The organism is Levilactobacillus yiduensis (genome assembly GCF_024718525.1).
GTDB lineage: Bacteria > Bacillota > Bacilli > Lactobacillales > Lactobacillaceae > Levilactobacillus > Levilactobacillus yiduensis.
The window spans coordinates 211,017-225,605 of sequence record NZ_JAMXAZ010000001.1 but is presented as its reverse complement, the minus strand read 5'-3'; the positions used below and the strand labels follow the sequence as shown (position 1 = coordinate 225,605).

The following is a 14,589-nucleotide window of genomic DNA, read 5'->3' as shown; positions in this document are numbered from 1 at the left end:
AATTATTGTAAACCCTCCCGTAATTTTTGATTATTTTCGGTCAGTAGCGCCGTCATCGGCGCCTTGGTGTCACCCAGCAGGTCGTCAGTCGCGTCGCTAAAGGCGGTTAAGCAGTCGTTTGCGGTGCGCAGAAAGTCGGCACTGGCGGCGGTTAGATCGATACTGGTGGCCCGCCCCTGGGCCGTGAGCGTGACCAACTGCCGATTGGCCAGCGTCTTGACCATGCGCGAAATGCTGGAGCGTTCGTAGCCCAGGTGTGTGCTCAGCGCCTTGATGGTCTGAGGATGCTGGTCCTCCAAGGCTAACATGATGTAGGCGTAGGCGGGTTTCATCCCAGTCGGCGCGTAGATCCGGTCGGCCAACTGCTCGACGCTGCGCATGTAGCGTGCGGCCGTGAAATAAGCACAGGTGGAGGTAAAGTGATGTGCCATACGTATCGTCCTTTCTTTATCGTGTACATACACAGTACGCCGATTCTAAAAGTTTTGCAAGGGCCTGTTGACAAAACTTCTAGGTGAGTATATACTCATTTTATCAGGTAAGTAAGTGATCACTCACCTACACACATGAACATTTAGGAGGTCATCACTATGGCAAAACCAATTATTGCCTTAAATCATTTAGCCAAAAAATTTGGCGATCAAATCGTCCTCAAGGACATCAATCTCACATTGAATCGGGGTGAGATCATTGGGTTGATCGGGCCATCCGGTGCCGGGAAGTCGACCGTTATCAGAGTGACACTGGGCATGGAAGTTGCTAGCGGCGGGTCCGCCAAAGTCTTCGATACCCAAATGCCTAACCGCGAGTTGCTGGGCCGAATCGGCTACATGGCGCAAACGGATGCGTTGTACGAATCCCTGTCAGGTCGGGAAAATTTAAAATTTTACGGGTTGATGAAGGGCATCGCCAAGGCGGATATGGCTAAGGAAGTCGCACACGCTGCGCAGGTCGTGGATTTAACGGCTGACTTGGACAAGCGTGTTTCCGGATATTCCGGTGGGATGATGCGGCGGTTGTCGCTGGCAATTGCGCTGCTAGGAAATCCGGAGTTGTTGATTTTAGATGAGCCGACGGTCGGCATCGACCCAGCGTTGCGGCGGCAAATCTGGGCTGAACTGGGTAGCATTCGTGATGAGGGTCGCAGCATTTTGATCACGACGCACGTGATGGATGAAGCAGAGTTGGTCGATCGGGTGGCCTTGTTGCTGGGCGGCGAAGTGATGGCGTTTGATAAGCCAAGCGTCTTGAAACAGCAGTACGGTGTTGCGACGGTCGAGGATGTCTTCTTAAAGGCGGAGGGTGTTGAATAATGAGAACGATTGGGATTATGAACCGGGTACTCAAGGAGTTATTCCGGGATAAGCGGACACTGGCGTTGATGTTTATTGCGCCAATCCTAGTGATGCTACTGATGAGCGTGATTTTTAACACGAACTCGACGACCAACGTCAATGTTGGAACCGTCGCCGTGACCCAGAAATTAAACAAAGAAATGGGCGACATCAAGCACGTGGACGTCAAGACGTATGATACGCAAACGGCGGCCAAGCGCGCATTGCACGACGAAAAAATTGATGCCATCATTAAGAAAAATGGCCACAATTACAGCCTGACCTACGCCAACACGGATTCCAGTAAGACGGCGACCGTGAAACTAGCCTTCAAGAACGCCCTGACGGCGACGAGTATTAGACAGTTGAAGACGGCGTTGAAGAAGAGTACGACCGGGATGGCTAAACTGCAAGCTGAGCTTTTAGCCATGCAAAAGCAACAGGCAGCTAGCGCCACGGCGGGGGCCACAACGGCCACGACTGCGGCAGCGAAACAAGCGGCGGCCACTAAGGCCAAGTCGACAACGACCAGTACCAAGAGTACGAGTCAACAGACACCGAAAATCACCAACCATTACGTTTACGGCGACAAGAATACCGGCTACTTTGCGAAAATGCTGCCGATTCTGATGGGCTTCTTCGTCTTCTTCTTTGTCTTCCTGATTTCTGGGATGGCGCTGTTAAAGGAACGGACGACGGGGACCTTGGACCGGTTGCTGGCAACACCAGTGAAGCGGTCGTCCATCGTCTTCGGGTACATGTTGAGTTACGGCATCTTAGCCGTGATCCAAACCATCGTCATCGTGCTGGTTACGGTGTGGTTGCTAGGAATCGAGGTCGTCGGCAATATGGCCAGCGTGGTCGTGATCAATCTCTTGTTGGCGTTAGTCGCCTTGGCTTTTGGGATTCTGCTATCCACGTTTGCCAACTCCGAGTTCCAGATGATGCAGTTCATTCCGTTGGTCGTAATTCCTCAGGTCTTCTTCTCTGGAATCATTCCGTTGGATTCTATGGCCAAATGGGTCAGCGACATTTCCTACGTGATTCCGTTGAAATACTCCGGGGATGCCGTCAACGCTATCATCATGCGCGGGGCGTCACTCTTTGACGAGGGCTGGAACATCTTGGTCCTGCTGGTCTTTCTGGTTGCCTTGACGATTTTAAACGTCGTCGGCTTACGGCGTTACCGGAAAGTCTAGAAAATACATGAGATTGTGAACGAAGTCGCGTATAATGGCTAGGAAGACTGTTAGAAAGGGTGAGTGGCGTGGAGCCAAACATTTTCAAAAGCTATCGTGACTGGCTGGAACATGAACAGATGCCTAAAGGGAAGAAAGCGGCGTTGACGGCCGCCATGGCGCTGTTCTCAGAGAACGGTTTCGATGGGACCTCGACTGTCCAGGTGGCAGAAGAGGCCGGGGTGAGTCAGGCCACCATCTTTAAATACTTTCATACCAAGCAAGATCTCCTGTTGGCCATTGTTCGCCCGGTAATGGAACATTTCTTTCCGGCTTACCGTGATGAATTCTTCCAAGGTATCACGGCTTGTGAAACGTTACCGGAAATGGTGAAGTTTATCGTGACCGACCGGTATCACTTCATCAAGGAAAACCAAGAAGCCGTGAAAATCATCGTCATGGAAATGATGACGAGCGAAGAGATGCGGCAGTTATTTGTAAAGTTGATTTCAAACAAGGATTTTGATTTTCTTAGTGAATTGATGAAGAATTTTGCCCGGACTGGTGAATTACGTAAAGACATCGACGCTGCGGGCATCGTCCGTATTCTAGCGGGCCAGTTGATGGTGTACGTGATTCAGAGTAGTTACGCACCAGTGCTGGTGCACGGCGAGGCGCAGGACCTGCAGATAATCACGGAACAGATCGTGCGGACGATTAAAAAATAGGCTAGTTATGGATTGAAAGATTAAAATTAGCGCGTTGATTTCCAGAGTGACAGTGTTCTGTCCACTAAGATTGGCGAAACCAGGAGCCTGCGTCAGCCAGGGTTCCGCCTGCTCTGGGGAACACCGCCAGCCTGAGAAGCGGTCTGCCGGTCCGCTTGAAAGCCAGGCTAAACCCGCCAGGCTCTCAAGTTGTCCCACGGTGTAGGCTGAGACAAAACCTCAGCCTACACCGTCGACACAGCTGGCTCCACCCTGGCTGCCTCCGGCAAGTTAGTGTTTATCAGTAACCCTGTGTTGGACCTAGTAGAGTCAGGTGGTAAAGCAGCGGCTACCTGGGCTAAATCAATCGCTACTGGCAAGTACGCTTGTAGCCGAGAGTCCGCCAGTTCTCACCGGGAAACGGTAGATAGCTAATTTTATCGCTATGAATCTTGGGGGGCGCAAATGATATTTAGCTACTTTCAACCTTTAATTAGTCGTGGATATTGATAAGGGATGTACCTGGGCCAGGTGGCCGGGGGACATCCCTTTTTGCTTGACGCCTTTGAGGTGGTGGGACGGGTCTACAACTCCCCTGTCAGTCGGTACACCGGTCGGTTACGCTAGAAATCGGCCACAAATTCAGCAGGAATATTGCTGGAATCGTAACGTTCAGCTACATGAGTGGTTGATCTGCTACGTAGCCGTGAGTCCGCCAAATATGGGTTCAGCCGTGGGAGTCATTTAATTTTCAAAAACATGTGAAAAGAAGTGAAAACTAGCTAAATCCGTGCGCAACTGGTGGTGAACCTAAGTCAAGGCCCCATCTTTTTAATTGTGGGTTAGCAAAATGGACTAGGTTACTGGTATAATTTCTACCCGTACGGACAAGAATAACTTAAAATCACAAAAAAGCGCTATTGGTAGTACAAAAAAGGATAATCTTAACAAGATATTGTGGACCCAGCGCGGAAAAAAATGATAAGATGGAAACCTGGAAAACGGTTTCAAGAAAGCGGGTGGCAAGAGACTATGCAGGTTGGTATCTTTGATGAAATGACTTTTTTCAGCCGGTTACACCCGTTGGTGGCGGCTGGTTACTTCGTTGAACTCTTCACATTACTGCTGATCTTTAACCACTTACTGCTGACACTGGTCCTTTTCGCCAGCCTGTGTGGGTTGTGTGGCTGGTATTTTAACCGACAAAAGGTTTGGGGCACGCTCAAAGGGGTCGGGTCACTGATGGCGCTGATCTGGGCGTTCAACGTGGTGTTGAATCAGACCGGGACCCATGCTTTGTGGGTGGGTCATTTGGGTGGCTTGACATTTCGCGTGACCCAGACCGCCGTCTTGTATGGGCTGACCATGGCGCTGTCACTGGGTGGTATGATTCTGGCATTCGTCCTGTTCAATGGGGTGATCACCACGCCTAAGCTCAGCTATCTCTTGTTTCCGGTGGTGCCACGGCTGGCAATGCTCCTGACGATTTCACTGCGGATGGTCAATCTCTTCACGCAAAAGTTTCGGCGGCTGGTCATGCTGCAAAAGACCCGTGGCGTCGTGGTCGGCGAGGGTTCCTGGCGACTGCGATTGCAGAAGACCGGGCAGCTTTTGCGCGTCCTGTTGATCGATTCGGTCTCTTCAGCCATGGAGACGGCCGTGTTGATGGAAGCGCGCGGCTTTGGCAACAAGAAACGTAGCCATTACCAAACATATCGTTGGCAGGCGATGGACGGCGCCTTTGGTCTGGTGACCCTGGTCATGTTTGTGCTGGTGATTGGCCTGCGCACGTTGGGCTGGGGCTGGACCGGTGACATCACACAGTTCACGACGCTAAATGGCGGTGACTGGTGGTTGGCCGGCAGTGTCTTGATTTTTGCAAGTTTACCGTTGATGGGTGAGGTGGGATACCGCGTATGCGAGAATTGATCAAAAGTGAGCATCTGACCTTTACCTATGCCGGGCAGACGACCCCGACCTTGACGGACGTTTCCCTGCAGATCCATGCGGGGGATTTCGTCACGGTCGTGGGGGCGACTGGTAGTGGTAAGACCACGTTGCTCAAGCAATTGAAAAAAGAACTCAAGCCGGCGGGCATCCAGCAAGGACGAGTGACCTATCAAGGAACACCGGTTGCGGATTTGACCAGCGACGTGAGTGCCCAGCAGTTGGGCTACGTGGCACAGGACCCGCAAGTCCAACCCATCATGGCGACGGTGATTGAGGAATTGGCGTTTCCTTTAGAAAATTTAGGGTACTCAACGGCGGCCATGAACGGTCGCATCGCCGAAGTCGCCAATTTCTTGGGATTAAACCAACTGTTGCATTTGCCAATCGACGACCTGTCTGGCGGCCAATTGCAGCTGGTCAATCTGGCGTCGGTGCTCGCGCTCAAACCACAGGTCATTCTGTTGGACGAGCCGACCGCACAGTTGGACCCGACCACCGCGCAAAATTTTCTCAATATTTTACAACAGGTGCACGACGAGTTGGCAATTACTATCGTGTTGACGGAGCACCGGCTGAACCGGGTGCTGGCGCTGGCCAACCGGATGGTGTTGTTGGAACACGGCCGGTTGACCTACGATGGTCCCGTGTCGGCGGGACTGGTGCGGATGCAAGCGGACCCGGCGTTGCGGCCATTTGTGCCGGCAGTACCCGCGTTCTTCTTGGATCAGCGGTTGCCGGTCGACGACTTGCCGCTAACGGTGACGACCGGCCGCCGGATGATTGCCCAGCAGGGTTGGCGGTTTACGGCGGTACCGCCGCAAGCGCCGCGGCCCAACACACCGCCCAGTGATTTCAGCTTGACGGCAAGTGGCGTCTCTCTCCGCTACCCAACGACTGGCGACATCCTGCATCAGGTCGACCTAGATGTTAAACCGGGCAGTTGGCTGGCCATCATCGGCAAAAATGGGTCTGGCAAATCCACACTACTCAGCGTATTGGCGGGCCTGCGCAAGCCGCAACACGGTAAGGTCAAGCTCGACCAGCACGTGGTGTGGAAGATGAAAAATGCCGACCGTCTGCAACGACTGAGTTTTCTGTCGCAAAATCCGACGGAACAATTCAGCGGCGACACGGTGACCGAGGAACTGACGGCGCAGGCCAAGCTTACCGGTGGTGACGGGGCTACGGTGGCCGAACGGGTGACAGCTATGTTGAAGACTTTCCAGCTAACGAAGGTGGCCACACAAAACGCGTTTGACCTCAGTGGTGGGCAACAGCAGCTGCTGGGGATGGCGTTGGCACTGATCACGAAGCCAGAAGTCCTGTTGCTAGACGAACCGACCAAGGGCCTGGATCCAGCAACCAAATTGCTGGTGGGCCACGTCTTGCAACAAGCTCACGCGGCTGGGTTGACCCTCATCATGGCGAGTCACGACATGGACTTTTGTGCCGAGTTTGCCGACGCTTGTACCTTCATGTTTGATGGCCGACTCAATCAACCGCAGCCGACGCGTCAATTCTTCACGGAGAACTTCTTGTCGACGACTGCAGTCAATCGGCTGGTCCGCCAGCAGGTGCCGAGTGCCTTGTTTAGCCAAGATGTGACCCACGAAACCATTTAAGGAGGTGAGAATTATCGAACAGCGTGGCTGGTGGAAGAGTAGTTGGAATTTAATCGTCCCGGTGGTCTTGATACTGGTATTGCTCGGCGGCATGTTGTTGGTGAAGGGGCATCACTTTATTATCTTTAGCTTTGCCTGCTTGGCTTGCAGCTTGTTGCCAGCCTACTGGCATTTTGAAAAGCGGCAAATGGGCACGCGACTGCTGGTTTTCTTGGCGGTCATCGTGGCGTTAGGCGTCATTGGCCGGGTGCCGTTGGCGGCGATTCCCAACGTGCAGTTGACCAGCTTTGTGGTGATCGTCAGTGCCGTCAGCCTGGGACCGGAATTGGGCTTCGTCTCCGGTTCCATGATGGCGTTGGTCTCGAACCTGTTTTTGGGGCAAGGACCGTGGACGCCGTGGCAAATGTTGGCCTGGGGCCTGATGGGCCTGACGACTGGATTGCTAGGCCGGACGCAATTGAAGAATAACGTCTGGGTCATGGTCGTCTGGGGAGCCCTGTGGGGATTTTGGTTCGGTTGGATCCTGGATCTCTGGTACGCCTTGGCGTATGTACGTCCCTTGCGGCCAGCCAGTTTCTTCCTGTCATTTGCGGCCAGTTTGATGTTTGACGCGATGCACGCCGCAACGAATGCAATTAGTTTGTTACTCCTGTACCACCCGTGGCGTAAGCTCATGGACCGTTTAATCACGAAGTACAATATATTATAAAAGGGGATATTTTTCATGTTGAACAATAAGTTAATCGCTGCTTCATTAACCGCCGTTATGGCTTTAGGGGCCGTTGTACCAGTCATGGATGTCAACGCCGCTAGTGTTAAGGTCGCTTCCAAGAAATCACAAAAGAGTAAGCAAAAGGCGCTCTATACATACGCTAAAAAGATGATGAAACAAAATAAGGATGGGGTCAACGGCAAAGCCAAGATCTTCAGTAAGTCCGCTTACCCAACCACTGGGGCCGCTGCCGGTTACTCTGATTTCCTGTTAGGCTTGAAGAAGCAAGGCTACAAGTTTACTAAGGCAAACAAAAAGTTGATCAAGAAGAACTTGGTTATCAACAGCAAGAGTGACCCAGCAACTTTGGCAACGGCAATCATTGGCTTACAAGCAGTTGGTTTGAACCCAACGAAGTACAAGCCAGCTGGTGCCAAGAAGAACATGAACTTGGTTAATAAGTTATACAAGGAATCCATGACCAAACAAACGGTTAACGTTCAAAGTCAAGCATTGGTTGCCGTTTCATCTAACAAGACATTCAAGAAGCCTAGCAAGGCGAAATTCTCTAAGAATTCTTTGAGCTTGAAGATTGCTAAGAACAAGCAATCCAACAATGGCTGGTCTTACAACAACACGGTTGCCAGTGTCGATAGTGATACGACGGCCGCTGCAGTTAACGCCATGATGTTGGGTAAGAGCAAGAACAAGACGGTCAAGAAGGCAGAAGTTGCTGGCCGGAACTACTTGAAGAAGAACATCTACAAGAGTGGTGCCTTTGGGTTCACTTACGCTGGTAAGGAAAATCCTAACGCGAACTCCACTGCTGAAGGCATCTTGGCATTATCGACGACTAAGACGTCCTTTAAGTTTGTGAACAAGAAGGCTATCAAGAAGGGCCAAACGGCAACGCCTTTGAAGGCAATGTTCAGCTACGTTAAGGCCGATGGCTCCATCAAGGATGCTTACAGCATGGTCTTGGCTTACGGTCAAGTGAGTGTTGCTGCTAGTGCTGCCCACAACGGTGTTTACACGAAGAAGTTAGTTTATTCCTTCAAGTAATTCAGTTCAGAGTTAAGGAGATTTTTGCATGAAAAGGACTAGATGGATTATCGCAGCAGTAGTCGTCACAATATTGGTCATTGGTGGCGCGCTGGCCTTCCAGCAGAGCCGTCAGAGTCAAGCGGCCGAGCCAGATACGGCTGCGGTCGCCACTAGCTCGTCGGCGTCAACGTCGACCTCATCATCGGCTGCGACTAGTAGTTCCGTTGCCAAGAAGAAGCATCAACGGTCATCTTCATCTAAGAAAACAACGACGAAAACGACCTCAGCCTCGTCAGCCACAAAGCCGTCAGCGCAGCGTCAGTCATCGACAGCGAGCTCGGTAGCAGCGAGTTCGTCAGCTGCCAAGTCGGTGACGAAGCGGTCGAAAAAGGCGAAGACGACCAAGCACCAGGCGGCGAAAACCAAGCCGGCTGTCAAAAAGACGCGGTCTGCAGCGGAAGCGCATTTGGTCGTGAGTGGGTACAAGAAGACCTTCTTCGATGGGCAAGTGAAGCTGACGAGTAAGTCGAACGCCTTCACCGTGCTCCAGTCGTCCAAACTGAAGCTCGTTGCTCAACAGGGTGCGGCCGTGTACGTTAGCAGCATCAACGGCCTTGCCCAAAACGACATCAAGGCAGGGAGCGGCTGGAAGTACCGGGTCAACGGCAAATTCATTGACAAGGCCGCTAACCTGAAGTCGGTTAAGAACGGTGATAAGGTGCATTGGTACTTTACGACTAAGGGGTATTGATGTGGTGATTTAACAGGTATGCAGTGCGATATGCTGTGTACCTGTTTTTTTGTTATAAAAATTAATAAAATACTAATTTTTGGAGTAGTTGGTGGTCAGGATAGTTTTATTAACATTAAATTGAACTAGTAAATGCGATTATAAGTGTGTTAGAGAAGTTAAAGGACAAAATAGTTATTCGGATTGTAAAAAATGGATAGGGGGGTGTGTGGTAAACTACGCTTGTTCAATTAATAATTTAAGGGCAGGTGTTTTATATGAGTGGCTTTATTGGCGAGTTTTTTGGGACAATGATTTTAATCGTACTAGGTGCAGGCACAGGTGCGAGTATTAATTTGAAACAGACGTATGCAAAGGGTTCGAATTGGACCTATGTCAGTCTTGCCTGGGGTTTGGCAGTTACGATGGGTGTTTACGTTGGTGGTGCGTTGGGATCAGACGGTCATTTGAATCCGGCAGTTACGATTGGATTCGCTTTATTTGGTTTCTTCCCCTGGGGTGAAGTTGTTCCCTATCTATTAGGACAGTTTCTAGGTGCGTTTGTTGGTGCGGTAATTGTTATCATTCAATTTTATCCACATTTTAAAGAGACACCTGATGATGCATCTGGCAATACTGTTGGTATATTTGCAACTCGTCCAGCAATCAATAATCCAGTATTTAATTTTCTATCTGAAACCATTGCTACTTGGGCGTTTGTCTTCATCTTATTAAACTTAGGTGACTTTTCACAAGGGCTTAAGCCGTTTATCGTAGGCTTATTAATTGCTGTAGTTGGGATGGGACTAGGTACAACGACTGGATTTGCGTTGAATCCAGCACGTGACTGGGGACCTCGGCTTGCTCATACGCTAATGCCAATTCCACACAAGTCATCTAGCGAATGGTCATATGCTTGGGTACCGATGTGTGGCCCTATCGTTGGTGGTATCTTAGCAGCTGGCTTACAAGCACTGATTAAATGATTTTTAGTTATTGAAATGTAAGCGGATACAGAAGGCTGAATAATAAAATACCCATATGGTGCTGCCCCCTGAAAAGGAGAAACAGCCCATATGGGTATTCTTTTATTTTCGACGAATTAGGTTCAATTATCGTTTCCAGTGTAGACCCATTGAATAACTGACTTGTTTTCAACTGAAATTTCATCCGCAGGTTGAGTGGGTTGCTGACCGTCTACGGTATAGATCCAGCCACGATCGCCGCCTGCGTCATTGAGCTCACCAATGCTGTTGACATAGATGGCGCCTTCTGACGATTCAGTTTTCCAACCGATATGATTATTTTCAAAGTAGTTCTTAGAAGCGTCAATGATGCTTCCTTGCTCGTTCCAATTTAAGTCACGAGGAATCGTGTAAATCTTTTTAATTGTATGGTTACGTTGTCGATACTCAGAGGGCGTCATACCAGTTTTTTTCTTGAAAATTTTGGTGAAATAGCTGGTTTGTGCAAAGCCGATTTGGGTAGAGATTTGACTAATTGGAGTCAAGGTAAGTAATAGTTTTTCTTGAGCCAGAGCTATTTTTTGATTATTAACGTATTCCACAAAATTAACGTGTAGATATTTTTTAAATAAACGACTGAGATATGAAGGAGATAGAAAAGCATGCTGAGCGACCTCATTTAATGAAATGGGGTGTTGAATATTCTTTCGAATGTAATCAATTGCAGAGGTCACGCTGTGAAAGACCTCATCATTATCAATGGGGTGTTCTTTTGCTGTCGTTGATATCGTAGAGTTCGCAAATTTTGAGAGCTCATTGGTAGAGTTCTTTCCCATAGTGATGAAGGCATTTAGAGCACCAATCTGGCTGGCTTGATCAGAAGTCAATGGTTCCCAGACACTGATTCTCCCCAAGGCCTTTTCAGTAAAAATTTGACGCATGGCATCTTCTAAGTAAGCACGTGAGAGAAACAATCGTTTCTTTGAAACGGTAGAACTATCACACATGATAGCTCCCCAGAGCTGGATATTTCGACTCACAGGTAATAGCGCGTATTCATCAAATCCTTGGTGAGCTAAATTGTCTTCAATGACAGATTGATTAACGTAAACAAAATCGTCCTTTAAAAGGATGCCAGTGAAATCAAAAAAGATGGTATTAATTTGAGTTAGACTGGTGAACTTCGCTAATGAGTGTGCAAGTTTCCGATAATCTTCCTGACTTGGTGAATAAGTGGGCATGTTTATTTCCCCCAATAATTGAATTTTCCGAAAGAAGTTATTTACCAAAACATATTGTCAAAATAGTAATGAATACGCTACCACAGAATTATTGTAGGGGAAATTTAGCATAACTGCAAGTGGAAATTTACAGTTTCTTTGTAATATTTTGAGCTTTTTATGACTTAACCACCGATTCCCACTTTTTTGTCACAAAAAGTACTATTTTGCGATAAATAGTATTAGTGAGGCTTTGTACAATGTAAGCGTTTTAAGAGAACGGGCGGTAATTACTGTCCAGCCAAAAATTGGAGGTTCTATCATGGAACAAGAAGCACTTGGTTTAATCGAAACAAAAGGTTTAGTTGCTGCTATTGAAGCAGCTGATGCAATGGTTAAGGCTGCTAACGTTGACTTAGTTGGTCAAGAAAAGATTGGCCACGGGTTAGTTACTACCATGGTTCGTGGCGACGTTGGTGCCGTCAAAGCCGCTGTTGATGCTGGAGTTTCTGCCGCAGAAAATATTGGTGAGGTTCTTTCCAATTACGTTATTCCACGTCCACATACAGATGTTGAAAAAATTCTGCCAACCAAAAAATAAGTAAGCAGGTAATTTCAGATGGCGAATCAGCAGTTAATGGATCAAATCGTCAAAGAACTTCTGCGTCACGGGGTAACGGTTAAGTCGGCCTCGCAGTCATCGGGAGGAAAAACAATGGATAACTTTTTGAATTCAACTAGTGTTGTCCCAGAATTTGTTGGGGCTTCTGAGACTGGGGACACAATTGGTATGTGTATTCCCAGTGTGGATAAATTATTACTTGATAATTTACACGTAAACAAACGTTTTACAGTTATTGGTGTACTTAGTTCACGGACCGGTGCTGGTCCACAAATCATGGCTATGGATGAAGCGGTTAAGGCAACTAATACAGAAGTTATTGATGTCGAAATGCCACGGGATACAAAGGGTGGCGCCGGACATGGTGTCTTACTTCTGATTGGTGGGTATGATCCATCTGATGTTCGCTCAGCCATTCAAGTCGCACTTGATAATCTTAGCCGGACATTCGGCGATGTTTATAACTCTGCAGCAGGGCATCTAGAATTACAATTTACTGCCCGTGCAGCTGGTGCTTGCCACCTTGCCTTTGGCGCTCCAGAAGGAAAAGCTTACGGATTAATTTGTGGTGCTCCTTCAGGAATTGGTGTCGTTATGGCAGATACGGCTATTAAGACAGCTGGTGTCGATGTCTTGTCCTTTGCTTCACCTGGCCACGGTACAAGTTTTTCCAATGAAGGTATCGTTCACATCAGCGGAGATTCCGGAGCTGTTCGCCAAGCAGTTATCGCTGGTCGTGAGGTTGGCTTAAAACTTTTAGCTCAATTAGGCGAAAAGCCAGTAAACGATTTTCCATCGTACATTCACTAAAAAGGGGGATATTTAATTGAAACGTCAAAAAAGATTTGAAGAACTTGAAAAGCGACCAATCCATTTAGATGGTTTCGTTAAAGAATGGCCTGAAGAAGGATTCGTCGCTATGATGGGTCCTAATGATCCCAAGCCTAGCATCAAGATTGAAAATGGCATCGTCACGGAATTAGATGAAAAGAAGCGTGACGACTTTGACCTGATTGATCTGTACATTGCTAATTACGGAATTAAGTTAGAGAATGCAGAAAAAGTTATGGCAATGGATTCAACTAAGATTGCTAATATGCTGTGTGACCCCAACGTTTCCCGTAAGGATATTATCGAGATCACGACCGCTATGACGCCTGCAAAAGCCGAAGAAGTAATTAGCAAGTTAAACTTTGCTGAAATGATTATGGCTACGCAAAAGATGCGTCCACGTCGGACTCCTGCTACGCAATGCCACGTTACTAACATTCGTGACAATCCTGTTCAAATTGCTGCTGATGCCGCTGATGCTGCATTGCGTGGATTCCCTGAACAAGAAACGACGACTGCCGTTGCACGTTACGCTCCGCTGAATGCGATTGCCTTAATGGTCGGTGCACAGACTGGTCGTCCAGGTGTTATCACGCAATGCTCTGTTGAAGAAGCGCTTGAATTAAGCTTAGGGATGCGTGGATTTACCGGATATGCTGAAACTATTTCCGTTTATGGTACAGATAAGGTCTTCACTGATGGTGATGATACGCCTTGGTCCAAAGGTTTCTTGGCTTCCTGCTATGCTTCTCGTGGACTTAAGATGCGGTTTACATCAGGTTCTGGTTCCGAAGTAATGATGGGATATACCGAAGGCAAATCAATGCTTTACCTGGAATCACGTTGTATCTTCATTACCAAGGCTTCTGGTGTACAAGGCCTTCAAAACGGTGGTGTAAGTTGTATCGGAATTCCTGGATCAGTACCAGCTGGTATTCGTTCTGTTTTAGGCGAAAACCTCTTGTGCATGATGCTTGATTTGGAATGTGCTTCAGCTAACGACCAAGCATTCTCTCATTCAGATATGCGTCGTACTGAACGTTTGATGGGGCAATTTATTGCTGGGACGGATTACATTTCTTCTGGTTACTCATCAACGCCAAACTATGATAACACCTTTGCTGGTTCAAACACTGATGCAATGGATTATGATGATTACTATGTCATGGAACGTGATTTAGGTGTTAATGGTGGGATTCACCCTGTAGATGAAGAAACCATCATCAAATCACGGAACAAGGCTGCTAAGTCCTTGCAAGCTGTCTTTGACGATCTTGGACTACCAAAGATTACTGATGAAGAAGTAGAGGCGGCTACATACGCTAATACTTCAGCTGACATGCCAGACCGTAACATGGTTGAAGATATGAAGGCTGCTCAAGAGTTAATGGATCGTGGTACGACTGGTGTCGATATTGTTAAGGCACTTTACAACCATGGTTACAAAGATACTGCTCAGGCCGTCTTAGATCTGCAGAAGCAAAAGGTCTGTGGTGACTTCTTACAAACATCAGCTATTTTTGATGAAAAGTGGAATGTTATTTCTGCAGTCAATGATGCTAACGATTACCAAGGTCCTGGTACCGGTTACCGCTTGGAAGAAGACAAGGACGAATGGGAACGGATCAAGAACTTGCCGTTTGCTATCGATCCACAGAATATGCAGCTTTAGGC

General features: G+C 48.2%; 14 protein-coding genes. 12 read left to right on the top strand and 2 right to left on the bottom strand.

What is annotated here, in order from left to right; genetic code table 11:
* Positions 1–2: 2 nt before the first annotated feature.
* Positions 3–431, bottom strand: a complete 429-nt coding sequence (locus NGM66_RS01145) for a MarR family winged helix-turn-helix transcriptional regulator (protein WP_208908421.1) — start codon at positions 429–431, stop codon at positions 3–5.
* A 159-nt stretch (positions 432–590) separates the two neighbouring features.
* Here NGM66_RS01145 and NGM66_RS01140 point away from each other — a divergent pair, with 159 nt between their 5' ends.
* From NGM66_RS01140 to NGM66_RS01100, 9 genes are all read left to right on the top strand, one after another.
* Positions 591–1,313, top strand: coding sequence for an ABC transporter ATP-binding protein (locus NGM66_RS01140; RefSeq protein WP_208908423.1), 723 nt, complete (start codon positions 591–593; stop codon positions 1,311–1,313).
* Positions 1,313–2,533, top strand: a complete 1,221-nt coding sequence (locus tag NGM66_RS01135; RefSeq protein ID WP_208908425.1) for an ABC transporter permease — start codon at positions 1,313–1,315, stop codon at positions 2,531–2,533. Before NGM66_RS01140 ends, NGM66_RS01135 begins: the two co-directional genes overlap by 1 nt.
* 68 nt (positions 2,534–2,601) lie before the next feature.
* A complete protein-coding gene (locus NGM66_RS01130; protein WP_208908428.1) occupies positions 2,602–3,240 on the top strand; it encodes a TetR/AcrR family transcriptional regulator in 639 nt (212 codons plus the stop codon).
* Positions 3,241–4,251: 1,011 nt separating this feature from the next.
* Positions 4,252–5,148: an energy-coupling factor transporter transmembrane component T gene (locus NGM66_RS01125; RefSeq protein ID WP_208908438.1), complete on the top strand. Its 897-nt coding sequence runs from the start codon at positions 4,252–4,254 to the stop codon at positions 5,146–5,148.
* Entirely contained in the window at positions 5,136–6,791 is a 1,656-nt protein-coding gene (locus NGM66_RS01120; protein WP_208908440.1) for an ABC transporter ATP-binding protein, read from the top strand. Before NGM66_RS01125 ends, NGM66_RS01120 begins: the two co-directional genes overlap by 13 nt.
* A 91-nt stretch (positions 6,792–6,882) precedes the next feature.
* Positions 6,883–7,500 carry an ECF transporter S component gene (locus NGM66_RS01115; protein WP_245155336.1) on the top strand — a complete coding sequence of 206 codons (618 nt, stop codon included), beginning with the start codon at positions 6,883–6,885 and terminating at the stop codon, positions 7,498–7,500.
* Positions 7,501–7,515: 15 nt separating this feature from the next.
* Positions 7,516–8,565, top strand: coding sequence for a prenyltransferase/squalene oxidase repeat-containing protein (locus tag NGM66_RS01110; RefSeq protein ID WP_208908442.1), 1,050 nt, complete (start codon positions 7,516–7,518; stop codon positions 8,563–8,565).
* A gap of 28 nt (positions 8,566–8,593) precedes the next feature.
* Positions 8,594–9,298 (top strand): DUF4430 domain-containing protein, encoded by a 705-nt coding sequence (locus NGM66_RS01105; protein ID WP_208908452.1) that lies wholly within the window; start codon positions 8,594–8,596, stop codon positions 9,296–9,298.
* Positions 9,299–9,555: 257 nt separating this feature from the next.
* Positions 9,556–10,263, top strand: a complete 708-nt coding sequence (locus NGM66_RS01100) for an MIP/aquaporin family protein (RefSeq protein WP_208908454.1) — start codon at positions 9,556–9,558, stop codon at positions 10,261–10,263.
* 122 nt (positions 10,264–10,385) lie between these two features.
* Here the strand turns inward: NGM66_RS01100 and NGM66_RS01095 are convergent, their stop codons facing one another.
* A complete protein-coding gene (locus tag NGM66_RS01095) occupies positions 10,386–11,483 on the bottom strand; it encodes a helix-turn-helix domain-containing protein (RefSeq protein WP_208908456.1) in 1,098 nt (365 codons plus the stop codon).
* Between the two features lie 301 nt (positions 11,484–11,784).
* Here NGM66_RS01095 and NGM66_RS01090 point away from each other — a divergent pair, with 301 nt between their 5' ends.
* Genes NGM66_RS01090 through NGM66_RS01080 form a run of 3 tightly spaced genes read left to right on the top strand, consistent with a single transcriptional unit; the run spans position 11,785 to position 14,587 of the window.
* Positions 11,785–12,063 (top strand): BMC domain-containing protein, encoded by a 279-nt coding sequence (locus NGM66_RS01090; protein ID WP_208908458.1) that lies wholly within the window; start codon positions 11,785–11,787, stop codon positions 12,061–12,063.
* Positions 12,064–12,081: 18 nt separating this feature from the next.
* Entirely contained in the window at positions 12,082–12,894 is an 813-nt protein-coding gene (pduB, locus tag NGM66_RS01085; protein ID WP_208908467.1) for a propanediol utilization microcompartment protein PduB, read from the top strand.
* A 16-nt stretch (positions 12,895–12,910) separates the two neighbouring features.
* Positions 12,911–14,587, top strand: a complete 1,677-nt coding sequence (locus tag NGM66_RS01080) for a propanediol/glycerol family dehydratase large subunit (protein ID WP_208908469.1) — start codon at positions 12,911–12,913, stop codon at positions 14,585–14,587.
* The last annotated feature ends 2 nt before the right edge of the window (positions 14,588–14,589 follow it).

Excerpts from the sequence above, each read along its gene's own strand:
- NGM66_RS01145 (WP_208908421.1), bottom strand. The coding sequence starts at position 431 with ATGGCACATCACTTTACCTCCACCTGTGCTTATTTCACGGCCGCACGC.
- NGM66_RS01140 (WP_208908423.1), top strand. The coding sequence starts at position 591 with ATGGCAAAACCAATTATTGCCTTAAATCATTTAGCCAAAAAATTTGGC.
- NGM66_RS01135 (WP_208908425.1), top strand. The coding sequence starts at position 1,313 with ATGAGAACGATTGGGATTATGAACCGGGTACTCAAGGAGTTATTCCGG.
- NGM66_RS01125 (WP_208908438.1), top strand. The coding sequence starts at position 4,252 with ATGCAGGTTGGTATCTTTGATGAAATGACTTTTTTCAGCCGGTTACAC.
- NGM66_RS01120 (WP_208908440.1), top strand. The coding sequence starts at position 5,136 with ATGCGAGAATTGATCAAAAGTGAGCATCTGACCTTTACCTATGCCGGG.
- NGM66_RS01115 (WP_245155336.1), top strand. The coding sequence starts at position 6,883 with ATGTTGTTGGTGAAGGGGCATCACTTTATTATCTTTAGCTTTGCCTGC.
- NGM66_RS01110 (WP_208908442.1), top strand. The coding sequence starts at position 7,516 with ATGTTGAACAATAAGTTAATCGCTGCTTCATTAACCGCCGTTATGGCT.
- NGM66_RS01105 (WP_208908452.1), top strand. The coding sequence starts at position 8,594 with ATGAAAAGGACTAGATGGATTATCGCAGCAGTAGTCGTCACAATATTG.
- NGM66_RS01100 (WP_208908454.1), top strand. The coding sequence starts at position 9,556 with ATGAGTGGCTTTATTGGCGAGTTTTTTGGGACAATGATTTTAATCGTA.
- NGM66_RS01095 (WP_208908456.1), bottom strand. The coding sequence starts at position 11,483 with ATGCCCACTTATTCACCAAGTCAGGAAGATTATCGGAAACTTGCACAC.
- NGM66_RS01090 (WP_208908458.1), top strand. The coding sequence starts at position 11,785 with ATGGAACAAGAAGCACTTGGTTTAATCGAAACAAAAGGTTTAGTTGCT.
- pduB (WP_208908467.1), top strand. The coding sequence starts at position 12,082 with ATGGCGAATCAGCAGTTAATGGATCAAATCGTCAAAGAACTTCTGCGT.